19 protein-coding genes are annotated in these 24042 nt (G+C 62.4%); 4 read left to right on the top strand and 15 right to left on the bottom strand.

The annotated features are described in order from the left end of the window. Window positions 1-13 precede the first annotated feature (13 nt). From L0U84_RS28460 to L0U84_RS28480, 5 genes are all read right to left on the bottom strand, one after another. Entirely contained in the window at window positions 14-754 is a 741-nt protein-coding gene (locus L0U84_RS28460) for a response regulator transcription factor (RefSeq protein ID WP_233855053.1), read from the bottom strand. Between the two features lie 1037 nt (window positions 755-1791). Next, window positions 1792-5301 (bottom strand): DEAD/DEAH box helicase, encoded by a 3510-nt coding sequence (locus tag L0U84_RS28465; protein ID WP_233855055.1) that lies wholly within the window; start codon window positions 5299-5301, stop codon window positions 1792-1794. A gap of 216 nt (window positions 5302-5517) precedes the next feature. Next, window positions 5518-6057, bottom strand: coding sequence for a cytochrome b (locus tag L0U84_RS28470; protein WP_233855057.1), 540 nt, complete (start codon window positions 6055-6057; stop codon window positions 5518-5520). After that, window positions 6054-7163 carry a catalase family peroxidase gene (locus L0U84_RS28475; RefSeq protein WP_326491206.1) on the bottom strand — a complete coding sequence of 370 codons (1110 nt, stop codon included), beginning with the start codon at window positions 7161-7163 and terminating at the stop codon, window positions 6054-6056. Before L0U84_RS28475 ends, L0U84_RS28470 begins: the two co-directional genes overlap by 4 nt. A gap of 160 nt (window positions 7164-7323) precedes the next feature. After that, the gene (locus L0U84_RS28480) at window positions 7324-7596 is read right to left on the bottom strand and encodes a DUF4148 domain-containing protein (RefSeq protein ID WP_233855059.1); all 273 of its coding nucleotides are present in this window, start codon (window positions 7594-7596) and stop codon (window positions 7324-7326) included. Between the two features lie 166 nt (window positions 7597-7762). Here L0U84_RS28480 and L0U84_RS28485 point away from each other — a divergent pair, with 166 nt between their 5' ends. The 3 genes from L0U84_RS28485 (at window position 7763) to L0U84_RS28495 (ending at window position 10025) form a co-directional block, all read left to right on the top strand. Beyond that, window positions 7763-8488 (top strand): anti-sigma factor family protein, encoded by a 726-nt coding sequence (locus L0U84_RS28485; protein ID WP_233855061.1) that lies wholly within the window; start codon window positions 7763-7765, stop codon window positions 8486-8488. Window positions 8489-8646: 158 nt separating this feature from the next. Further along, a complete protein-coding gene (locus L0U84_RS28490) occupies window positions 8647-9165 on the top strand; it encodes a sigma-70 family RNA polymerase sigma factor (protein WP_129963093.1) in 519 nt (172 codons plus the stop codon). Continuing rightward, window positions 9162-10025, top strand: coding sequence for an anti-sigma factor family protein (locus L0U84_RS28495; protein ID WP_233855063.1), 864 nt, complete (start codon window positions 9162-9164; stop codon window positions 10023-10025). The genes L0U84_RS28490 and L0U84_RS28495 overlap by 4 nt, the downstream gene beginning before the upstream one ends. 55 nt (window positions 10026-10080) lie before the next feature. On the opposite strand, the gene L0U84_RS28500 is transcribed toward L0U84_RS28495, so the two are convergent. Further along, the gene (locus tag L0U84_RS28500) at window positions 10081-10992 is read right to left on the bottom strand and encodes an AraC family transcriptional regulator (RefSeq protein WP_233855065.1); all 912 of its coding nucleotides are present in this window, start codon (window positions 10990-10992) and stop codon (window positions 10081-10083) included. Window positions 10993-11230: 238 nt separating this feature from the next. Here L0U84_RS28500 and L0U84_RS28505 point away from each other — a divergent pair, with 238 nt between their 5' ends. Beyond that, complete coding sequence (locus L0U84_RS28505; RefSeq protein WP_233855067.1) at window positions 11231-12136, top strand: NmrA family NAD(P)-binding protein; 906 nt, start codon at window positions 11231-11233, stop codon at window positions 12134-12136. 693 nt (window positions 12137-12829) lie between these two features. Here the strand turns inward: L0U84_RS28505 and L0U84_RS28510 are convergent. The 9 genes from L0U84_RS28510 to L0U84_RS28550 all read right to left on the bottom strand — a co-directional run bounded on the left by L0U84_RS28510 (window position 12830) and on the right by L0U84_RS28550 (window position 24027). Continuing rightward, on the bottom strand, window positions 12830-14143 hold the full coding sequence (locus tag L0U84_RS28510; protein WP_233855069.1) for a M24 family metallopeptidase: 1314 nt from the start codon (window positions 14141-14143) through the stop codon (window positions 12830-12832). 250 nt (window positions 14144-14393) lie between these two features. Continuing rightward, window positions 14394-15308, bottom strand: coding sequence for a LysR substrate-binding domain-containing protein (locus L0U84_RS28515; protein WP_233855071.1), 915 nt, complete (start codon window positions 15306-15308; stop codon window positions 14394-14396). Between the two features lie 97 nt (window positions 15309-15405). Continuing rightward, window positions 15406-16482 (bottom strand): GlxA family transcriptional regulator, encoded by a 1077-nt coding sequence (locus L0U84_RS28520; protein WP_233855073.1) that lies wholly within the window; start codon window positions 16480-16482, stop codon window positions 15406-15408. Window positions 16483-16508: 26 nt separating this feature from the next. Further along, window positions 16509-17927 (bottom strand): aldehyde dehydrogenase family protein, encoded by a 1419-nt coding sequence (locus tag L0U84_RS28525; protein WP_233855075.1) that lies wholly within the window; start codon window positions 17925-17927, stop codon window positions 16509-16511. A gap of 74 nt (window positions 17928-18001) precedes the next feature. Further along, window positions 18002-19108 carry a quaternary amine ABC transporter ATP-binding protein gene (locus L0U84_RS28530; RefSeq protein WP_233855077.1) on the bottom strand — a complete coding sequence of 369 codons (1107 nt, stop codon included), beginning with the start codon at window positions 19106-19108 and terminating at the stop codon, window positions 18002-18004. Further along, complete coding sequence (locus L0U84_RS28535; protein ID WP_233855079.1) at window positions 19105-20148, bottom strand: ABC transporter permease; 1044 nt, start codon at window positions 20146-20148, stop codon at window positions 19105-19107. The genes L0U84_RS28530 and L0U84_RS28535 overlap by 4 nt, the downstream gene beginning before the upstream one ends. Before the next feature lie 119 nt (window positions 20149-20267). Next, window positions 20268-21236, bottom strand: a complete 969-nt coding sequence (locus L0U84_RS28540) for a glycine betaine ABC transporter substrate-binding protein (RefSeq protein ID WP_233855081.1) — start codon at window positions 21234-21236, stop codon at window positions 20268-20270. A gap of 34 nt (window positions 21237-21270) precedes the next feature. Further along, window positions 21271-22899: a GMC family oxidoreductase gene (locus L0U84_RS28545; RefSeq protein ID WP_233855083.1), complete on the bottom strand. Its 1629-nt coding sequence runs from the start codon at window positions 22897-22899 to the stop codon at window positions 21271-21273. 111 nt (window positions 22900-23010) lie between these two features. Then, complete coding sequence (locus tag L0U84_RS28550; protein ID WP_233855085.1) at window positions 23011-24027, bottom strand: flavin reductase; 1017 nt, start codon at window positions 24025-24027, stop codon at window positions 23011-23013. Window positions 24028-24042 lie beyond the last annotated feature (15 nt).

Here is a 24042-nt window from a genome sequence, read left to right on the forward strand (position 1 = left end):
GCCATGCAGGCCGTCACGCCTCCCCCGCTTCTTCAGTGGGTTCGTCGTCGGCGGCCGGGGGCGGGTCGGCTTCGATCCGTTCGAGGCGGTAGCCATAACCGTAGATCGGCGTGAGCCGATAACCCTGCTCCGGGCGCAGACCGAGCTTGCTGCGCAACATCGACACGTGGGTGTCCATCGTGCGGGACGGGATATCGGTGGCCTGTTTCCAGATCACGTCGAGAATGTGTGCGCGCGACAGCGGCCGGCTCATATGCTGGAACAGCAGCAGCGCGAGCTCGAACTCTTTCTGCGTGACGGAGACCGGCGTGCCGCGCACGACGACGTGCTTGGCGCTCAGGTCGAACTCGAAGTCGCCGAACACTTCCTTGGTCGCCGGCGGCTTCAGGTAATAGGCTCGACGCAGCAGCGAGCCTACCCGCGCAAGCAACACCGCCCCTGACACGGGTTTGACCAGGTAGTCGTCCGCACCGATATTCAGAATCGAAGTGATGTCGGTTTCCCGACCACGGCTCGTCATGAACAGCACCGGCAAGCGCTCGGACAGGCTCTCGCGCACCCAGCGCAGCACTTCTTCGCCCGACATGTCGGGAACGTTCCAGTCGAGCACGAGCAGGTCGAACGTCTGGCGACGCAACTGGCGCACGAGTTCGCGCCCTGCGCCAAACGCGTGACAGACGTGTCCAGCGGCGGACAGCGTTTGACACACAAGATCGGCCTGAGCCGAATCATCATCGAGGACAGCAATTCTCATAAAACCCCACAACACAACAGCGCCTTCATGGCTGACGGCCGGTAAACCGGCTGACGACCGGGATGACGGCACAGCACCGCCGATCCGGCTTCCCAAAAAACTCCGGCTGCTACTTCCTGATTAATGGTCCCTCGCCGTACCCCCGCCATGACGCTACTTTCGTGAAGCCGAAATCAGCGCATATATCTAATTTCCATAGCGATTATGCAGGGCAGATCATGATAATCGAAAACCCTCATTTTTCTCGCTTGCCGTGTACCGACAATCCGTCGCGAAAAACCCTAATTGAAAACGGTTCACACGCTTTTTACGTTCTTCCGCTCGGCCAGCACCGGGCGGCGCGTGCGACGTAGTCACACTGCAGATCGCAGAGCCTTGATGGCGCGGACTTTGGTCTCACGTCCGCTTATCCGTCTTAAGATTCCTTCAAAATACTCTTATTTAACAATTGCGTATTCAGTATAAGAATAATCTCAAAATAAATCGTTTAAACATTGTTAGATTTCGTCGCTAGTGAGTTGTCATTCGGGGCAATTGACAAGATTGAAAGCCAGACGCAAGCCTCAACTTGTGGGAAGGCATCAGACGCTACGCATTGGTAGGATCGATGCAATGACGCGACGGGTGACGGATCGCCAGCGCGTGATGCACCGCGTCAGGGTCGCGGGCAAAAAAATGCGGCGTCGCCCCTGTCGAAGCAACGCCGCCCAAAAACACTACACACGCTCGCCGGGGTCTAACCGCGCGAGTAACGTTACATTAGCCCGGCGCAAAGCCGTGCTCAAGATGAAAGAACTTCCTTTGTAACCGCTGCACAAGCATTTATTACACGCTGTAAGCTTGCGCCCGGCCCGCAAGTCTTACGCCGCGCGAGTCCGAAATTGGTATGAGTTGAAGTCCCCTTCGCCGGCAACTTACACACACAGACTTTTTGTTACAGTCTGGCCCCTTTGGCGTTGCTGCAACGCGTCGGATTTTCCACTTACGTGTCGGCGCGGCCGGTCTGCGTTGCCTCGTTCGGACGGCGGCTCGCGCGGTCAGCGCGCGCCTTCGATCTCCGGCATTGGCGCGAACAGCGCGTCCAGGTCGTCGTCCGAGAACTTCGCGGCGCCCGCCGCGTCTTCCGCGAGAATGCTGTCGGCGAGCCCGGCCTTGTGCTCCTGCAGTTCGACGATCTTTTCCTCGATGCTGCCGGCCGCGATCAACTTGTACACGAAGACCGGCTTGTCCTGTCCCAGCCGATGCGCGCGGTCGGTCGCCTGGTTCTCGGCGGCCGGGTTCCACCACGGGTCGTAGTGGATCACCGTGTCGGCGGCGGTCAGGTTCAGCCCCACGCCGCCCGCCTTCAGGCTGATCAGGAACAGCGGCACCTCGCCCTGCTGGAATCGCTCGACCGGCGTCACGCGATCGGCCGTGTCGCCCGTCAGCATCGCGTACGGGATCGCGGCTTCGTCGAGCGCCTCGGCGATCAGCGCGAGCATGCCGGTGAACTGCGAGAACAGCAGCACGCGACGCCCCTCCTCGATCAGCTCGGGCAGCATCGACAGCAGCAGATCGAGCTTGGCCGAGCGCATCGCGCGCTCGCCGCCGCTCGCGCCCGCGCCGTCCGTGATACGGCTGGCGGTGCGCACGAGCCGCGGATCGCAGCACACCTGGCGCAGCTTCAGCAACGCATCGAGCACGATGATGTGGCTGCGCGCGAGCCCCTGCGCGCTGACCGCCGCGCGCACCTTCTGCTGCATCGCCGTGCGCACGGTTTCGTACAGGTCGCGCTGCGCGCCTTCGAGATCGACCGGGCACACGATCGTCGTCTTCGGCGGCAACTCCTTCGCAACCTCGTCCTTGCGACGGCGCAGCATGAACGGCCGGATCCGGCGCGCGAGCAACGCGCGGCGCACGTCGTCGCCGTTCTTTTCGATCGGGTTGCGCCAGCGTCGCGTGAAGTCCTTCTGGCTGCCGAGAAAGCCCGGCAGCAGAAAATCGAACTGCGACCACAGTTCGCCGAGATGATTCTCGAGCGGCGTGCCCGTCAGACACAGCCGATGCCGCGCGCGCAAGCCGCGAATCGCCTGCGCGGCCTTGGTGCTCGCGTTCTTCACGTACTGCGCCTCGTCGAGAATCAGCAGATGGTAGTCGTGTTCGGCGAGCACTTTCTGATCGCGCCAAAGCAGCGCATAAGTGGTCAGGATCAGTTCGTGTTCGCCGATCTGCTCGAAGCGCTCCTTCCTCTGCGGCCCGTTCAGCGCCAGCACTTTCAGCTCCGGTGCGAAGCGGCGCGCTTCCTCGCGCCAGTTGTGCACGAGCGTAGTCGGCACGACGATCAGCGCGGGATGCGTGAGCCGCCCGGCCTCCTTCTCCGCGAGAATGTGCGCGAGCGTCTGCACGGTTTTGCCGAGCCCCATGTCGTCGGCCAGCACGCCGGCCAGATCCTGTTCGCGCAGGAACTGCATCCAGTTCAGGCCCTGATGCTGATACGCGCGCAGCTCGGCCTTCAGACCGCGCGGCACTGGTACTTCGCGCAGACCCGGACCGGCTTGCAGGCGACGCGCGAGCTCGCGGATCGAAGCGTCGCCGCTGAACTGCCAGCGGCCGGTGTCGTGCAGCGCATCGAGGCGGCCGGCGTCGACCGCGGGCACGCGCAGTGGCGCGCCTTCGGCAAGCGCGCCGCCCAGCGAATCGAACAGATCGACCAGCACCCGCACCACCGGCTTCAGACGATCGGCGCGCAGCCGCAGGCGCTTGTTCTCCTCGGTCTTCAGTTCGATCGGCTCGTCGTCGCGGATGCTTTCCAGCGCGCCGGAGAGCCAGCGCCGGTCGCGCCGGAACAGGTCGGCCAGCAGCGGCTCGAGCCGCACGTTGCGCTCGCCGACGCGGATTCCCATCTCCAGATCGAACCAGCCGTCGCCGGCTTGCTGCGCGGTACCGTCGATCGCGTCGATCTCGATCACGTTGTAGCGGAACTCCGGCGCCATCGTCACGCGCCAGCCCTTCGCGACCAGATCCGGCACCGCGTCGTTGACGAACTCGGACCACGCGTCCGCGTCGGGCAGACCAAGCATCGTGTCGGGCAACAGACGCGACGCATGCATGTTGCGCGTCGGCACCTTTTGCAGACCGGTCTTGCGCAATTCCAGCAGACGCTTTTTCTCGGCTTCGTAGCGCCGGCGGATGTGAATCACGTCGCCGCCCGGCAGCGGCACCAGCGTCACGCTGCTGTCGGCGTTGATGCTGACGCCGTCGTAGTCGAAGCTCGCGGCAGCCAGCTCGACCGCCGCGGACTTGCGCTCCACGGTTTTCGCGGATTTCGCCGATTTCGCCGTTTTAATACCCTTCGTCGCACCGGGCAGCGCGTGGCTGTTCAGCGTCAGTACCGGCACCGGCTCGACGTCGATCACCCGAATCGCGGGCGCGTCGTTGGTAGGCGGCAGCGGCAGCTCGGGCGCGATCTCGCGCAACACGGACGCAACGAGCGGCGCTTCGGCGAGCGAGATTGGCGGCATCGCGAGGTAATCGGGCAGTTGCTGGAACGGCAGCGACAGCGGCACCACGCCCGCCTCGTTGGCAACGCCGTCCACGTACCAGACCGGCTCGGTCGGCAGCACCATGCTCGCGCGCGGTTCGGTGCGCAGCACCGGACGCAGGCGCTCGTCGGCGAGCGGCTCCCATTCGATGCGCCCGGGCCGGTCGGCGGCGCGAGCGAGCGGCGTCGGTCCGACATGCCCCGGCGCGATCCTGAAGTCGAAGAACAGGCGCCCGGTCGCGATCAGCTTTTGCAGCGTCTCCGCGCCGCTCGTGCCGCGCAGCACGAACTGGCCCAAATCCTCGCGCGAGCGGCCGAGCCACAGGCCGCGCAGGATCGACAGGTCTTCGTCGGACACGAAGCGCGGCTGCCTGAGCAGCGCGCCCTCGACGTCGCCCCAGCTGTCGCCGACTTCGACGATCACGCCGTCCGCGTCGCAGCGCGCGCGATGCAGCACGACTTCGTGGCGCAGATGAAAACTCGACCAGTTGAGCCGATAGGCGAGCGTCTCCATGCGTGGAGCTTCCACCTTGCGGGCGGCATCTTTTTCGGCGGCGGCGTCGGCCGCGCGGGCGCGCGCGCGAAAACGCTCGAGCCAGCTGACCAGCTCGGGGCGCACACCCGGAGATGACGAGGGTGATGGTGATGCGGACGCCGGCCCGCCCGGGACCGTGATCCGTCGGGCGATGAACACCTCCGACGTTGCCGGATCGCTGTCGTCCTCGACCTGCGTGATGTGATCCATCTCGTCGTGGTAGTCGAGTTCCGCGAGCAGCAGCGCCGCAACGTGCTTGCAATTGCGGCCGACCGGGCACGTGCATGCGCCTTCGGCCCACGGCGACCCGCCATCGGTACGAAAGCGAACCCGCGTCCGGTACGGCTGCGGCTGCGAGCCCTGCACGTCGCCCGACAGCGTGTCGCCCTGCCATTTGACGTTGCTGACCGCGCCCACCGAGCGCGCCTTGGCGACGGTGTGCTCACCGAGCCATTCCGCAATACTTTCCCGATCGAAGAAAACTGACGACATCCGCGTGCATTCCTGTTCAAACCGGCGAAGGCAAGCGCGTGGGCCAAAACAGTGCGCCGGGCGACGCTCACTCGCGACGCCCGGGCGATTCTGTCCAGCTGCGATTTGCCTGTGGTAACCGGCCATTTTACGCGTTGGACGAAAATAGCAGGGGCGGCCGATCGGACAGTTTGGGACCGGTCCGTTCGAACCGCGGCCCGGCCGATTCGACCGCTGTCAGCGTCCTGCGCGCGCCATGCTGCCCCACACCCCGTCACGCAGGATCAGCCCATGCAACAACGCCGCCGCAAGATGCAGCAGCACCGTCGCGAACAACGCGAACGCGAGCCACGTATGCAGCGCGCGCAGCAGCGCGAACAGCGCGACGTCGTGCGGTGCGATCGGCGGCAGATGCAGCGGACCGAACAGCGTGACCGGATAGCCGGCCGCCGACAGCATCGCCCAGCCGATCAGCGGCATCGCGAGCATCAGCCCATACAGCACGACGTGCGACGCATGCGCCGCGAGTCGTTGGGGCTTCGACATGCGCGTGGGCAATGGCGGACTGCCGCGCGTGACGCGCACCGCGAGCCGCACCAGCACGAGCAGCAGCAAGGCGATGCCGAGCGGCCGATGCAGCGCGACCAACGCATCGTGAGCACGCGATACCGTCGCCACCATGCCCACGCCGATAAACAGCATCGCGACGATCAGCGACGCCATCGTCCAGTGCAGCAGCCGCGCGAGCGGACTGAAATGAGTGCCGGTGCGCGTCATGAGTGCTCTCCGTTTGGCTGGGTTCGATGGATCTCGGGATGCAGCGCCTCCTCGCGCGTGCGGCGTTGGAACGACAGCGCGTAGGCCGCAGAGCGCGCGGCGAGCAGCGGATCGTCCGACGGCGCGATGCCGGCGGGCACGATCGTCGGATCGAAGTTGATGTCGCGGCAGGTGCCGTCTTCCTGTGACGTCGTGCGTTCGATCACGAGCGTCCCCGCGTCGACACGCTGACGGTCGTCGGGCCATTGCAGCGTCGCGTCGCTGATCAGGTCGCCTGGTTGCGCGACGGTCAATAGCAGATGCCAGCGCAAGGGTCCTTGTTGCAGACGCTCGTCGAGATCCGCGGCGAGGAAATTCTTTTCGGCCAGCTGCGCCGCGGTGATCGGCGCGTACGCCGTGTCGGGCACGACGGCCCAGCGCACCGCGCGCGTCGTGCCGTGGGCATCGGTAAACCAGAACGCGTTGATGCCGTAGTACGCGGCGTTCGCGAGGCTCGACGACGGCGCGTGCGACTTGACCCAGCGCTGGAACGGTTGCGTCTCCGGATTGGCCGTATAAAACGCCTTCAGCTTCGCGGGGTCCGGCTTGCCGGTCGCGGGATCGGGCTTCGCGGCCAGCAACTGCTGATAGAACTGCGCGGGTGTATGCACCGCGAACACCGGCGTCGAGTTCATGCCGGTACGCCACTGTTCGCCATCGTGAAGCCGGAACTGCAGCGCGAGACTGCGCACCGGCGAGCTCGTATCGGGCGCGGACGGGTTGCCGCCGGGCACCGCGAAGCGGCCCGACACCGGCGTGCGACCCGGCGCGAACAGCTCTGCGTGCGACAGCGCCGCGCCATTGCCGTTGCTGTCGAAATAGCCCTCGACGCACAGGCCTTTGGCGTGATTGCGTCGATAGCCGGGATGCGGGCCCGCGACCGCTTCGAACGTGTCGATGATGCGCGGGGCGCTCAGACGCGCGGGAGTGAGCCAGCCCGCGGTGTACGCGAAGCCGCCCGCAAGCGCGAGCACGACCGCGCCGATCGCGGCGAGCCGGCACGGCACGCAGATCGGCCGCGGGCCGGAGCCGGCGGGATTGGGTTTGGGTACAGAGGGTTGTGTCACGGAAACTCCTTGCCGGATGGATCGATGAATCGATGAATCGATCGATGGGTCGCTCGACTGATCGACCAACGTACGGGCAAACACGCCGCGCCACGATCTATTCCATCCGGCACCGGCGCGCCCGTCCAAACCCATCCGCGCGCCGATGGCCGATGCGGCTTCAATGGACGCCGACAGCCGGCGCGCCCGAGTTCGCAACGTGGCTCGCGGCGTTGGCCGCTTGCGCGGCGAGCGCCATCTTGTGCTGCTCGACCTGACGTGCGAAGACGGGACTGACGTCGGGGTACGACGCGTCGGTAATGTAGTCGAGACCGTTCTGCTGGGCCTCGATCAATTCCTGGTACACCTGAGCACGTGTCTTGGCCTGTGCAAATGCGCTCGACGAAGCGGCGAGAACGACGAACGACAAAGCGATGAACGAAAGCTTTTTCATGATCGACTCCTTGGAGAGTTGTGCGGGTTCGCACCAGGGAGAACCACGGGCCGGCGGCGTTTATTCCTGTATTCGCCGCGTGATAAAAACATCGTTGGCGCCGGGAATAAACGCCCGCGCAGCCGTGTTTGCAGTTTGATAGCCGCCATCAAGACCGCGCATCACCATGACTTCGACCGACCACCCCTCCGGCTCGCCGCCCACCGAAGGCGACATTCAGGCCTACGCCGACGGCACGCTGACACCCGAGCGCGCCGCGGCGCTGCGCGACTATCTCGGCAAGCATCCGGCGGAAGCACGGCGGGTCGCCTTTTACGACCGCTTGAACGCGCAGATCCAGGCTACGTTTCAGACCACGGAGGAGCCCGCGCATGAACACCTCGGCGGATCACGCCAGCTCCGCATGCGCCGGCAACCGGCCGGCCGCGGGCGCCGGATTCTGCTCGCGCTCGCAGCGCTCGCGCTGATGCTGATCGCCGCCTGCGGCTGGTTCGCGGCGACTCAGGTGTCCGCACAGGCGCTCGACAACGCCGCCGTGATGGCGCTCGCCGAAGCCGCCGCGCGGCCCATTTCCCCGGCAACGCCGACGCGCGCCGATCCGGCCGCGCCGGATCTCGGCGCGATCGGCCTGCGCCTCGTAGAGCACCGCGTGCTGCGGCTCGGGCCATTGCAGCGCGCGGACGAACTCGTGTATCTGAACGGCGATCAGCAGCCGGTGGTGGTGCTGTCGACCATGGCGTCGTTTGCGCGCGACGAGCCGCAGTGGGCCGCGCGCCGCATCGGCGAGTTGCGGCTGTTGACGTGGACCGCGCAGCGGCAGCGCTTCGTCGTCGCGGGCAACGCGCGCACCCACGGCCTGATGCGCGCCGCCGATGTGATGAGTGCGCGCTGACGACGGTGCGCGCGGCCCGCGCGGAATAAAATGCGCTGACAGGTGTTTGCAACTCGAACGCACCGTGCGACGAGAGCCTCCGCGACCGGCCCGGCGCGTATCGATACCGACGCGAGTGAAGCCGATGCCACCCCCACGCCCCCTGACCGGGATCAACCATGGATGTCCGTGACGAGCTGATCGAGCACGTGCCGCGTCTGCGGCGCTACGCGCGGGCGCTGATCAACAATCGCGAGCTCGCCGACGACCTCGTGCAGGACACGCTCGAGCGCGCACTCGGCCGCACCGGGCTGTTCCAGCCGGGCACCGATCTGCGCGCGTGGCTCTTCACGATCATGCACAACGTGTTCGCGAATCAGGCGCGCAAGGCGTCGGCGCGCGCGGTCCACGTCGCGGTCGACGACGACAGCATCGCCGAAAGCGAGCTCGCGGTGCCGTCGGGCCAGACGCGTTCGCTCGAAATGCGCGACCTCGATTACGCGTTGCAGCGGCTGCCGGTCGAACAGCGCGAGGTGGTGCTGCTGGTCGGTCTGGAGGAAATGAGCTATGCCGATGTCGCGCTCGCGCTGAACATTCCGATCGGCACGGTGATGTCGCGGCTGTCGCGCGGACGCGAACGGCTGCGGGCTTTGATGGCGGGCGCCCAGCCCGGTGCGAAATTACAGGTGGTGCGATGAGCGAGCCGCAAATGCCGATCGGCGAAGAAGACTTGCACGCGTACGTGGACGGCACGCTGTCCGGCGAGCGGCGTGACGACGTGGAGCGCGCGCTCGAACAGAATCCGGAGCTGGCCGCGCGGGTCAGCGATTACTTTTCGCTCAATGGTCTGCTTCACGAGCGCTACGACCGCGTGCTCAGCGAGCCGGTGCCGAAGCGTCTGCAGACCGTCGCGCCGCGCCGCGCGCGAGCGGCCGCGAACTGGCCGCGTTTTGCCGCGCAGTTCGCGGGCATGGCTGCCGCGCTCGTGCTCGGCGTGGGCATCGGCATGCACAGGAACGATTTGATTCCGCCCGTTGCGATCGATCGAGCCGACACAGGGGCCGACACAGGGGCCGCTACCCAGGCAGGAAATCGTCCAGTCAGCGCGGACAGCGCCGAGAGCTTCGCGCGCCAGGCGGCGCTCGCGCATGTCGTGTACATGCCGGCGATCGATCGGCCGAGCGAGATGAGCGCCGATCACGAGCAGGACTTCGTGCAATGGCTCGCAAACCGGCTCGGCACCCAGGTCCACCCGCCGATGCTGTCGAAAAGCGGTTTCATGCTGTCGGGCGGCCGCCTGCTGCCCGGCGACGACGGCCCGACCGCGCAGTTCATGTACCGCGGACCGAACGGCGAGCGCGTCACGCTGTGCATCTCGCATCGTCGCGAGAACGCGAATACGACGGCGTTCAAGCTGTATCAGGCGGGGCCCGTCAACGTGTTCTATTGGGTCGACGGCGATTTCGGCTATGCGGTGTCGGGGGGGATCGATCGCAAGGAGCTGTTGCAGCTCGCGCATGATGTCTATGCGCAGTTGACGGGGGCCGCGCCCGGTTGAAGCGGACATGCGTTGCGCCACAGGGACAAGGGTGGCGCGCCGCAGGACTCGCGCCCTAACGCTGTAGTCTCACCAGCCCCGACATCGCCGCGTCGTCGCGCGCGGCGCCGCGCACTTCACGCGGCGTCACGCCCAGCAAACGCGACATCCAGTGCGCCATATGGCTCTGATGCGCAAAGCCGGTCTCGAGCGCGATCTGGCTTGCGCTGAGGCGTCCTTGCAGCAGCAGCGTTCGCGCACGCTCAACCCTGCGCTGTATCACGTACTGATGCACGGGCACACCGAGCGTGTCGCGGAACAGCGCCTTGAAATGCGGCACGCTCAGTTGCGCGTGCGCGGCGAGCTCGTCGAGCGTCAGACGCTGATCGAGATGCGCGTCGATGAACTCGATCACGCGCGCGGCCGTGCGCGGCGCGAGCGTGCGCCGCCGGTTGGCGGGGATGGGTTCGACGCCCATCAGACGCACCAGCATCGCCGTGCACAGACTTTCGGCGTAGAGCGGATCGGACGCGTCGTCCGCTTCGAGCTCCGCGCGCAGCGCCCACGCGAGATGCTGAAAGCGCGGATCGCGCATCTGGAAGCGCGGCCGCAGCTGCGCGTCGCGCGAGCTCAACGCGAGTTGCTCGACGGTCCGTCGCGCGAAGTCTTCGGCGAACCAGACGCTGAAAATCGTGCAGGCGGCGTCATCGCTCCACTGACCTTCTAGCCCCGCGGGGATCACGTCCGCATCGCCGTGCGCCTGAATCCGCGTGTGACGGCGCGCATCGCACAGACAGCGCGCAGTCACCGGCGCGCCGACGTGTACGCCCACCCGGTGATGGCGAAACGCGGGCATCCGATGCAAACCGGCCGACACGTCGACCAGCTCCGCACCGAAGCCTTGCCAGCCGAGCGCCCCGCTGGTGCGCACGGCGATGCGCGAGCCGCTGTGCGGCGCAGGCGCGGGAATCGGAGTGACGGCGTTCATCGCTTGTCTCCTGAGGGATCTGAATGACGGCGAGATGCCAGCATTGTGCGGCGTTTTCGGCGGGTTCGCCGGAGTGACGGAATTTCGTAGCTCGCCAACAGCCGACGCGATTCGCGCGACCTGCGCGGCATCGTCGAAAAAAATCATCCATATCCGCGCAAAGTCATCCGGATCTGCGCGCCACGCGGGCGCGGCGTCCCTACCATCACGTCAACGCCATCCTCAAAAGGAGCACGACGTGTTCGTCATTTTCGGAGCGACCGGTCACGTGGGACATGCGAGTGCAACCGCCTTGCGTCGGGCGGGCCAGGAAGTACGCGCGGTGGTGCGCGACGCAACGCGGGCCGAAACGCTCGCGGCAATGGGTTGCGAGATCGCGCTCGCCGACCTGAACGACGCCGGTTCGGTCGCGCGCGCCATCCGCGGCGCGCGGGCAGTGCAATGGCTCTGTCCGGTGCCGCACGCGCACGACGATCCCGCGGCCGCGATGCGGCAGATCATCGACGCGGGCGTCACCGCATTGCGCTCGGCCGCGCCGCCGCGGCTCCTCGCGCTATCCGACTACGGCGCCGAGCACGCGCACGGCACCGGTATCACGACGCTGTTCCACTACCTCGAAACGCAGTTGCGCGGCGTCGCTTCGTCGCTGATCCTGTTGCGCGCCGCCGAGCACATGCAGAACTGGGCCCGCGTGCTGCCGGTCGCGCTCGGCCGGGGTGTACTGCCGAGTCTGCATGATCCGCTCGACAAGCTATTTCCGACTGTCGCCGCGCAGGACGTCGGCGAGCTTGCCGCGCAGTTGCTGCTCGACGAGGGACCTTCGCGCGCGATGCCGCGAGTGGTCAGTATCGAAGGGAAAGAGCGGGTCAGCGCGCTCGACGTCGCGCGCACCCTGGCGGAACTGTCGGGGCGGACGATCGCCGCCCACCGGCTGCCTCGCGACGAATGGAGTGCCATGCTGCGCGGCGCCGGGCTCGGCGAGCGGCACGCGCAACTGATCGCCGATCTGTACGACGCGCACAACGCCGGCCGCATCGACGTGGAGGCGAACGTCAGCGAGCGACGCTTGGGCGCCACGTCGTTGCGACATGTATTGGGGGCGCTGCTATCGCGCGTGACCGGTACGGAAACGGCGGCCCGGTAAGCCGTGTGGAGCTGCGGCAAACGCGAGGCGAGGCGCGATGCGAGCAGCGTCGGAGGCGTTCAACACTGGAGAAACGGCATGCAGACCTGCCTGTTGCGTCGCGCATCGATCGACGCCCGAACAACGAAAAGCGCAACCCAACAAATGCGGCGTAGAGCGCCAACATCGCCAACGAAGTCCGGCTCGCGTGCCGAGCGCTGGCTGCGCATAGGGATGACGCTATCGAGCCTGATCGGCTGGCGCGCGCTTGCCGACCTGCTCGCCGCGATTCCCGACAGCAACGACGATTTCGGCGTGTTCTAGATTTTCAGTCACGCCCAGCACACGGGCGAAGCGCCTCGGCGGGCACTCGCTTCGAGCGCTTGCACCACGCCGGGAGCGGCCAGGAATCAGCTTCTCGAGCCGGATTACTCGTTCTCGTCGAAGTAGTGAAGCGGCCTTATCGGATGAGCCTTAGCGTGCCGCCCATCAGTTTCGCCGTCTCACTTCGAGCAAGTGTCCGCACAGAGCGAAGAAGCGTGCTGACTTCCGGCATCAAGCTAACGGAATCACATGAACGACCTCGCAAACTCACGCAGAAGACCTCGAGGAAAACGTCGAAATACGCAATAGAATAACGGTATTGAAAAAGTGATCGCAGGATAGGCTAGCGCCGGCTTTCGACGCCATCGACTATCCACTGTATTGACGTGATCAGATCAATAGATCACCGAGCAACGGGCAACTCGACAGTGGTACAGATCCGTTCGCCGTGATCATCACCTGCTCTTCCAGTTTGACGCCCTCCTGCCCACCCTTCTCGCCAATGAAACTTTCGACCGACACCACCATATTTTCTTCGAACGTACCGTCGTAACCCCATTCCTCGAAATCAACGGCATAGGCGACACTCGGATATTCGTCGACAAGGCCACATCCGTGCACCATCATCATGTAGCGGTTGTGCACGTACTTCTCTGGCACTTCCCAACACTTCTCGGCAAACTCCCGGAACGTCACACCGGGTTTGAGCAGAGCGCAGTTATGAGCAATCTGATCCCTTGCGTGACCAAACAGCGTCCTTTGTTCCGTTGACGGACCTTTCCCCGGACAGATGAAGCTTCTGGAAATATCGGACAGGTATCCGCCAGGACCCACCATGTCGGTATCGAACCCAACGATATCGCCGACGTTGATCACGCGGTTCGAGACATCCCTGAACCACGGATTCGTTCGCGGCCCGGAGCTCAGAAGACGCGCCTCACTCCACTCCCCTCCATGCGCCGTGTTCGTATCCTGGAGAACACTCCATAGCTGATTTTCGGTGATGCCGGGCTGCAGTGCCTCTCTCATTCTCGAAACGCCGAGATCACATACGGCCATCGACACTCTGTGCTGCTCGATCTCTTGCGGGCCTTTTATCAGGCGCGCCATTTCCGAGAGCGGCTGTGCGTCATGCAGCGATATTCCCTCAGTTTTCAGCAGTTCCGCTCCCCAGGGATCGCACTTGTCGACGGCCAATCGCCTGTTGCCGCCGCCATGCTGACGCACCACGTCGGCGATGCAGCGTGCCCAATCTCGCGCTTTTTCCTGCACGCGCGGCCCCGCAAGAAAATAATTCCACGCGATCGTCGGGCGGATTTCATCGATTGTCTCGATGCCTTCGCTATTGTGCCGACTGGTCGTGAAATCGAACAAAATGACAGGACCATCGGTCGCCACGAAAACATAGCGACTCGGCGCGTGCATCACCCATACGCCCAGGCTGTTCGTATCCGTCGCATAGCGGATATTTATCGGATCGGCCAGCAACATCCCGGCATAGTCGTGCAATCGCAGTTGCGCGCGAAGTCGTTCGAGTCGATACGCGCGCAAAGCCGGGCGATCGATAGCTTCGAACGCGGCAATTATCGAACTATCGACTTTGCTGACGTAATGCTCCGCGACCAGTTCGTCGCAACGGAAGATCCGATCGGCTGCAAGGTGTGAGTTAGAGGCGTTGGCTTCACTCTTATAGCGGATGTCCATAGGGTTCCCTGCATCGGTGGTAGGCGATCGCAAACAGAGCTTGGCGAACCTGCGCGAGCAGACCGGCACGCAGCGCTATGTCTGACAACGATCGAGACTGACAGATGGTGCGCGTTGACTATTGCGCCGTAAACGCAGGAAAAATAAGCGGCGAGGTTAACTCAAGGTTAACGCGATGGTTGGAGCCGACTGATGCTGATCGGTGCGGCCTGATATAGATCGAAGGCCTGTGCCAACAGTGCGTGATGACCTATGCAGCGTCGCGATCGCAGAGAAAAGACCCCTTGATCCAATCTGCTACGGCTCCCGTGGCAGCCGCGACTGGCGAATGCCGGAGGACGGTCAGATGAAACCCGTGGCAGCGAACCGGCTCCATTCTGAGGGGCTGCACCAGCGTTTTGTTGGTCAGGAACCGCTCCATCAGCGGAGGCCCGATCAGCGCGAACCCCTGTCCATCGAACACGGCCTGAACAAGATTCGTATAGGTGTTCACCGTGATGGTGGACTTGGCGGCATCCATGTTCACACCTTGATTGGTGAACCACGTGGACCATCTCGTCAGCCGGTCAAAAGGCCCCTCAAGATGGATCAACTGATGCTTGAGCAGGTCAGCCGGCTTTTCCGGTGCTTCCCTGGTCGCGAGATAGGTGGCCGAACACGTGGGTGCGATCGTCTGTGACGTGAGAAGAACCGAATCCCCTTCCGGCGGCGTCAGCCCGTAGGTGACGGCAATGTCGACACTATTGTCACCGTCTGCGTACTGGTCGGCGACGATAAACCGAAGTTCGATGTCCGGGTGCAGCGCGCGAAACGCACCGAGGTTTGGCAAAAGCCAGTAGGTGGTGAAACCCGCCGTGGCACTGATCGTCACGATGTTGTCGATGGGCCGCGAACTGATTTCCGTGGTTGCGTGAAGAACCTGCCGCAAAGCGGATGAAATCGCGGCATGGTAACGAGCGCCATTGTCTGAGAGCCGCACAGCGCGGTCGACTCGATGGAACAGCTGAACACCCAGAAACGCTTCCAAGGCCTGAATCTGCTGGCTTACCGCGACCCGTGTCACGTTCAGCTCGACGGCTGCGCGCGAAAAACTCAGATGGCGCCCCGCGGCCTCAAACGTGATCAGCATGTTCGGCGGCGGAAGTGTTTCCTTCAGTGAGCCCATGTGCACAATCTCCGTTGGCGACGAAGCAACGTCACGATTACCGCAGCTCCCGGACCTGATCGATGAACGGGCTGAAACTCATGCGAGGCTGCTCACGCTACCGTGCAACCAGCGATGCGAGCGCTGATCCACTATTGGAATTGTAGCGTGGATCCCCGGCCGCCGGCCTGTGTTCACCACGCTCCCTTTCCTGACCGGGTGTCAGGCCGAATTCCTCTCTGTACGAGGTTGCGAAACGAGCGTGCGATTGAAACCCGCTCGCGACGCACACCTCCGTCAGAGAGAAGCTGCTTTGCAAAAGGAGCTGCCGCGCGTGCCGTAACCGGAGCGAGCGGTAATATTTCATGACGGGCTGACCTACCGCGATCTTGAATGTACGCGAGAGCTGCCGCTCGGAAAGGCCGCTGCGCCCTGACAACGTGTCGAGCGACAAGGGCGCTTCGATGTTGCTTTCCATCAGCTCGGTGATAGCGGACACCAAGCTTCTCGACGATCCATGCCGTGTCGTCTTCTGCCTCGCATCGGTGCTTCTGACGCTATTCAAGGAAAATTGATTCGAGATCATGGCAACGGTACCCAATCCCATCGACCGTCTGACGATATCCAGCATCATGTCCACGGGCGCGATGCCGCCTGCGCAGGTCAGCCTGTCCCGGTCGATCCTGAAGACACGTTCTTCAAAGCCGACGTCGAAAAATCTCTCTGTTTGAGCATAGAGATATTCCCAGTGGATTGCGCACGTGTAGCCCTTTAGCAGTCCGGCCTTTGCGAGCACATAGGTGCCGGTGCATATTCCGCCGAGGAACTTGCCGCAGCGCGCGTAGCGCTTCACCAGATTGAGATGAGCCTCGGTTGTCGTTCGCTCGATGTCGTTGCCGCCACAAACCAGAAAAACGTCCGCCTCGTCCATCCGGTCGGCGGCAAATGCGGGGATCATCAAGCCATTGCTCGCCCGGACGGTTGACGCGTCGATACCCGACACCGACCATTTGAAACTGTCATGCCCACTGACCTGATTTGCCATCCTCAATACTTCGAGCGCGTTCACGAACGCAATCATGCTGAAGTTCGGGACCAGCAAAAAAGAGAAATGTCTGGCCGACCGCAGTCTTGCTCCGAAATGCGTGTCGTCCAAAGCAGGTGTTTGCGGGTTCCTGTTGTCGATGGAGAACACTTTTCAACTGCCTATTTCGCGGAACATCAGGATTTGAGAATTGCCTTGATCTCGAGATAGGCTTCAAAACCCGATTCGCCGCATTCCCGTCCATTGCCTGACTGCTTGAAGCCGCCAAACGGTGCGGACGGATCCCATTGCGGTTGATTGATCTGTACCTGCCCCACCCGCAACTGGGACGCGACTTTTGAGGCGCTTTCATCGCTGCCCTGCACGTATCCCGCGAGCCCGTATGGGGTATCGTTCGCGATATCGACAGCCTCGTCGACATCGTCGTAGGCAATCAACGATACGATCGGCGCGAAGGTTTCGTCCTTTGCGATTCGCATGTTCCGGGTCACATTGGCGAACACGGTCGGCTGGATGAAATACCCTGTCTCGATGCCGGCGGGGAGATCGGCTCCACCGGTCACCAGCGTCGCGCCCTCCTCCAATGCAGACGCGATCAACTCCTTGCCGCGGGTGTATTGCGCTTCGTTCACTACCGGGCCGAGCAAGGTGGCTTCATCGAATATGTCGCCGCAACGAAAATGCTCTGCTGCATCCCGGGCAATTTCGATCGCCTCTTCGTACCGGCTACGATGAACCAGCATTCGTCCGGGCGCGGTACACGACTGTCCGGCATTGCGATAGGCAGCGTGCACACCCGCCTTGACTGCTGTCCTTATATCGGCGTCAGGCAAGATGATGTTCGCCGAATTTCCGCCGAGTTCCTGGTGCACACGCTTCACCGTCTCCGCGGCCGCCTTGGCGACAAGAATCCCTGCTCGGGTGGAACCCGTGAACGAGATCATATCCAGCCCCGGATGGGCCGACATTGCAGCCCCCACCGTTGCGCCATCGCCGTTGATCAGGTTGAACACACCCGCCGGTACATCCGCATCGTGCAGCAACTCAGCAAGACTTATCGCGCTCAGCGGGGAATATTCGCTCGGCTTGAGGACCACGGTGCAACCCACGGCCAGCGCGGGAATGAGCTTGGTAATGATCTGCAAGACCGGAAAGTTCCAGGGTGTGATCAGGCCGCACACCCCCGCAGGCTCCAGAACCAGCGTTGTCTTGCCCTGCTTTTTCTCGAACTCGAAGCGTTGAAGAATCTCGATTCCATTCTGGATGTGAGCCAGAGATCCTTCCACCTGGGCCGATCGGGAAAACGAAATCGGGGTTCCCATCTCCAGCGTCATCAGCCTCGCGAAATCCTCCCGGCGCTTTTCGAAGAGCGCCGCGATACGGCGAAGCATCTCCAGCCTGAAACGCACGTCGGATTTCGAAAACGATTCGAAGGCTCGCCTCGCCGCGTTGACGGCAGCGTCGGTGTCCGCCTGGGTTCCCATTGCGATTTCGCCAACCGGTTCGAGAGTCGCCGGATTGATCACCGGACGCCGCGTACGATCCAAGGCGGGAACAAACTTTCCGTCGATGTAAAAATGGTCTAGATAGCGCACTGCATTTCCTCGGTTCGATACGGGTTTGGGGCGGACCTGAACAACTCGTGCTCGATGACGCGGCCCGACCGAATTCAGACAACCGTCGTTTGAACGGCGGTGACCGGTTGGGCGTCGGCTGCAGCTTGATTCCCTTGTTGCGGTCCGCCGCGCACGCTACGCGGCACGATCGCGCGTATCAGGTCCCGCATGGCCAGCGTACCGATCACCGCGCCAGCCTCGGTGACAGTGAAAGTCCTGTCTGGATCGCCTTGCGATTTCACCATGGCGGCCTCGAGCGTCTCATTCCCATCGATGACGTCCGTCGTCTGTGCCACCGTAGACACGCCCGGCTGCATGACTGACCTGACTCTGAGTACGCGCGCCCGGTTGATGTCGTTGACGAACCGCTCGATATATTCGTCGCGTGGATTCAGAATGATGCTTTGCGGTGCGCCCTGCTGAACGACCTTTCCATCCTTCAGGATAACAATGTGATCGGCGATCTTCAGTGCTTCCTCGAGATCGTGTGTAATGAATACGATCGTCTTGAAGAGTTCGCGTTGAAGCTCGATGAGCAGATCCTGCATGTCGGCACGCGTCAAAGGATCGAGAGCGGAGAACGCTTCGTCCATCAACAGCACGCCCGCATCCGAGGTCAACGCCCGTGCAATGCCCACCCGCTGCTGCATGCCGCCGGACAGCTGATGCGGGTACCGGCTCTCGAACCCACTGAGGCCCAAACGGTCTATCCAGCGCCGTGCATCCTGCGTCGTGGCTTCTCGGGACTTGCCGCATACCTTCTTCGCCAGTCCCACGTTCTCGAGCACGGTGAGATGCGGCATCAAGGCAAAGTTCTGAAACACCATTGACACGCAGGATCGCCTGAAATCCAGCAAGGCCCGGCCCGACAGCTCCGTGATATCCCGGCCGTCCATGAGGATCTGCCCGGCAGTAGGCACAATCAGGCCGTTCAGGTGACGAATGAGCGTCGACTTTCCCGATCCGGAAAGACCCATGATGACGGTGATCTCTTCGGCGCGCATGTCGACGTTGATGTCGTGAAGACCAATCACGTGGCCATGCTTTTCGAGCAGTTCCGATTTGCAGACGCCGTCACGGATTAGCGGCATCATCGCTTTGGCATTCGGTCCGAAGACCTTGAAGCAGTTGCGGACCGATATTTTCACGTCCCCGCTCATGACCGTTCTCCCTGAGTGTGGGCGCTAAGGCGCGACATCGACGCTTTGGTGACGCGATCGAAAAGTATCGCCAGAAAGACGATCGAAAGACCTGCTACCAGACCTACGCCAAGCTCGAGGTTGTTGATTCCTCGAAGTACCAGCACACCCAGTCCAGGCGCCGATACGAGCGAGGCGATCACCACCATCGACAATGACATCATGATGGTCTGGTTGACGCCGGCCATGATGCTCGGAAGAGCAAGCGGAAGTTCTACGCCAACAAGCTTCTGGAACCAGCTCATGCCGAACGCAGATGCCGCTTCCCCAACGCTCCCGTCGACCTGACGGATGCCCAGGTCGGTCAGTCGTATCATGGGAACGATCGCATACAGGATGATGGCGATACCGTAGAGCTTCGGCTCCGTGACGCTGAACAGAAAGATCAGCGGGATCAGATAGACGAACGAGGGCAGCGTCTGCAGCATGTCCAGCACAGGCAAGAGACTGCTTTTCAGCTTGTCGCTCTTTGACATCGCGATACCGATCGGCATGCCCAGCATGATGCAGATAATCGTGCACGTGAAGACGATCGCGGTTGTCTGCAACGCGTAGTGCAGGTGATCGACCAGTCCGAGGCAAAGCAGAATCCCGGCAGCGAGCGCTGTAATCCTTTTCGAACGCGAAAGGCCGTAAGTCACGAGGAGCAGCGCGAGCGTGACGAGCCACCACGGCACCACGTCTACCACACGCAGCGAGAAGTCGAGCAGCCACGACAATGGTTGCGTCAACGGATCAAGCACCAGCTTCAACGCATGGCGAATGTGCAGGAAGCCGTGCTCGATCCCCGAAGTGAAATCGCGCGTCCGTGGGATGGCCGGGCAGTCTGCATTGAGCGCATCCAGGGAAGGAAACGGCACATTCCATCCGCTCCCATCTTTTGACGCGGCAGAACCCGACTTCGCGATGAGTTGCGCCAGCGACACCGGTCCCGTCTGCGCGTCAGCGTCGCACCACTGCCGGACGGCCGGCGAGCCAAAAAAAGCGTTGTAGATGTTCATACACTCGATCCAGCGTCCGTGTTTTCAGCATTGACATTTACGCCCCAAGCCGATGAGGCGCAACGCAAGCAATCAAGGAACAAGGCAACCAGGGCCGCCGTTGAACGGCTACGGTCGCGCTATTTGATCACCGCACCGACCTTGGTGGCCGCCTCAGGGGACAGCCAGCCTTTCCAGAGATCCTTATAATGCGTCAAAAAATAGGCGGCAGTCTCGTCAGCCGTGGCCTTGTTCGCCTCTTGCCATGAGAGCAGCTGGTTCATGGTGGAATTGGTAAACGAAACATGACTCATCAGGGCGACGATGTCGGGATGCGCGTCATGAAACGGCTTGGACATCGTCGTGAGGACAGGCGCCGTCGGCCACCCGGTCTTGCCGGGCGAAGCGCAATCCAGACGTGCATTGCACTTCGCGATATCGGGAACGATCGGCCCCATGTCCACACTGACCATCGGATACTTGCCGAGCAGCGAGGTCGGTGCCCAGTAGTAACCGAACCAGGGTTTCTGATCCTTGTAGGCTGCGGCAAGCGAGGCCGCCAGCGTTTCACCGGACCCGAAGCTGACGACTTTGACGCCGTGCCCCTGAAGATCGAATGCCTTCACGAGGTTATTGTTCGAAACGGTCGACCCCCATCCCGGCGGGCCGTTGTTGAACTGTCCTCCAACGAGATCCGGATGGGCGAGGATGCCATTCAGCGTTTTGAGTTCAGGATGCTTGTCCACGAGGTACTTCGGTACCCACCAACCGTCTTGCCCGCCGTCGGAGAGCACCTTCGCGACCGGCACGATCTTGCCCTCCTTCTCGAGCGTGTAGTAGACGTCGGCCACCGCAGGCCAGACTTCGGTCAGGATGTCGGGCTTACCGGTTTCGGCAAGCGAGGTCAACGCTGGAACGGTCGACGTCGGCACCTTCTGTACCTTGCAGCCGTACCCCTGCTCCATGAGAAAGCTCGACACAGCGGTCACCACTGCCGCTGACGACCAGTTCATTTCCGTAATGGTCACCGAGCCACATTCCGCGGACCATGCCGGGACGGACATCGAACCGAGCAAGACAGCTGCGGACAATACGAGTAACGATTTCATACAATGGTTTCCTCTTTGAAGTGCCGTTGTGTGGTTACTTTGTTGTCCCGCTTGCAAAAGCCTGGGACATGGCGCGGGCCCGTTCTGCCAGAATCATGTCGGCGCCTTTTTCACCGATCACCAGGCTGATTGCGTTCAGGTTGCCACTTGGAATCTGCGGAATGATCGACGAATCCACTACGCGCAAACGGTCTATGCCGATCACTTTGAGATCCGGCGTAACAACTGCGTCGGCGTCGATCCCCATCTTGCAGGTCCCGCACGGATGAAAACTCCCGCCCGCGTTCTCCCGAAGATAGGCAAGCCACTCGTCGTCGGTCTGAACATCTTCGCCAGGCTTGCATTCGCCCGTCACGTACGGGGCGAACGCTTTTGAACGGAGCGCCGACCGCGCGATCCGGGCGCCCGCCATCAGCGTCTCGCAATCGTACGGATCGCTCAGCATGTTGAACTGGATGCCTGGGGGTGCAAACGGATCTGCGGACTTGAGACGGACATAGCCGCGGCTCCTCGAACGATTCACGTTCGGCTGCAGGTTCACCGCCGCTTCCTTCTCCATGCGTATTCCTTCGTCGGTGTAGCTCGAAGAGAAGGCACCGAAGTGATACTGGATATCCGGATAGACAAGATCGGGCCTGGTGCGGACCAGACCTATTCCGCTGTATGAGAACGTGGCCTGCCCCGAGCGCGACACGATGAAGCGGGAGCCGTGCTTGATCATCCCTATCGCGTTGAACTCCTGGTTCGCCGTGCGGACGTTGACAAACGCCTTGACCTGGCATGCGGGATGTTCCTGCAGATTGCGTCCAACCGCCTCGTTGCCGACAATGGTTCTGATCCCTGCGGAGGCCAATTGTTGATGCGGCCCAATCCCGGAGTGCATGAGTATTTTGGGCGAATTGATCGCGCTCGCGCTGAGGACGACTTCTCCCGTGCATCGCTCGAGATGCGTTCGGCCGTCCATGTCGAATTCAACGCCGACTGCCATGCCGTTCTGGATGATGATCCGGCGTACTAGTGCTCCCGTGATGATCTTGAGATTCTCCCTGTCTTTTACCGGATCGAGATATCCTCTTGCCGCACTCCATCTGATGCCGCGATGTTGTGTCGAATGCAGAATCGCGACGCCTTCGGTGGGCTCGGCATTGAACGATGGGTTCTTCCGATAGCCGATTTCCTCCATCGCGTCGAGGAAGATACGCGTCAACTTTGGCACGCCGCGGATTTCGCTGATCACGATGGAACCCGACTTTCCATAGGTGTCGCTCACGCCATCGCGATTGCACTCGACCTTGTGGAAATAAGGCAGCAGTTCGTCGTATGACCACCCCTTGTTTCCGAGTTCCGCCCAATGATCATAGTCGCCGCGATTGCCGCGGACGTACCACGTAGCGTTGATGGAACTCGAACCGCCCAGTACCCTGCCCCGCGGTACGATCTCGGTCCGGTTGTTTCGTGTGGGGTCAGGCTCAGTGGGAAACATCCAGTCGGTCTCTGGATTGTTCATCGCCTTCATGGCCAGCGCAGGTATCTTGATGGCAAAGCGATTGTCGTCGCCTCCCGCTTCGAGAAGCAATACCTTGTGCTGAGGATCGGCGCTCAAGCGGTTGGCCAGGACACATCCAGCTGAACCAGCACCGATGATGATGAAATCCCAAGTCATTGTCTTGTGTCTATTCCGGTGATGTGGATGGGCGAGCGCTTCATCGTCCGAAAGCGGAGGCCAGACCTGGCCGGCGGCAGATCGAAATTTATCGCATCTGAAAAAGATACTTCATTCTCCGCTGACCGCCTCCGTCGCAGTGCGTTCCTGCGTGGTTTGCTCGATCAAACGCTTCAGAGTGCGCATGAGTACGGAGATATCCGCAGGCGGGATGCTCTCGAGCTGCGCGTTCTGAAACGCGAGCCAACGCTCGCCGATCGACTCGCGAAGCGCAGCGCCGGAAGGGGTCAGCCGCAACCCGCCGTCTACTGAATGAACCAGCAATGACTTTTGCGCGAGTTCGGCGACGGCGTCCTCGGCGTCGCGCTGCCCGAGATAGGTTTGACCGGCGACGGCGTCCACCTTGATGCCAGGATGCCCATGCACGGTGGCGAGCACTCTCGCTACGGCTATGCTGACACCTTCGGCGCGCCGATGCTCGTCGAACGCTTCGGAGAGCGCATGATGAGCATTGAAGATCATTTGCAGCACGTTATTCGCAAGCGTGTTCGGCTGTTCAGCGGCAATAGCGGCAGGCTCACCCGGCGCATCGGGATGCTCGAGCGGTATGCTGTACTGTCCCTGACTAAAAATCAATGGCATCCCTTCGAACCGCTCCAGTTGCTGCACGCGGCCGATGAGTATCATGTGATCGCCGCCGTCGTGCCGCGCCTCGGCGCTACACTCGAAGCGTGCGATGCAGCCGGAGAGCAACGGAGACCCGAAGCGCCCGGGAGCCCAGTCGACGTCGGCGAACTTGTCGGTAATCTTGCTCGAAAAGTGCCGCGAGAGCTCAATCTGTTCCGACGAAAGGATGTTGACGGCAAAATGCTCACAGGACGAAAAGGCGTCAAAGCTTCGGGATTTCCTGTCGATCGACCAGAGCAGCAACGGTGGATCGAGCGACAGCGACGAGAATGAATTGACCGTGACCGCGAAGCGGCTGGCGCCATCCGCGGTGGTCACGATGGCGACGCCAGTGCCGTACTGGCTCAAGCAACGGCGGAACATCCGCTGGTCATCGGCAGGGTTGCCCTGCTCGACCGGCGTCGCTTTGCGGAGAACCTGCTGATCGGAAGATCGCATCATTTTGCCGCTCTCTCA

The sequence above is a fragment of the Paraburkholderia sp. HD33-4 genome (assembly GCF_021390635.1).
Taxonomy (GTDB): Bacteria; Pseudomonadota; Gammaproteobacteria; order Burkholderiales; family Burkholderiaceae; genus Paraburkholderia.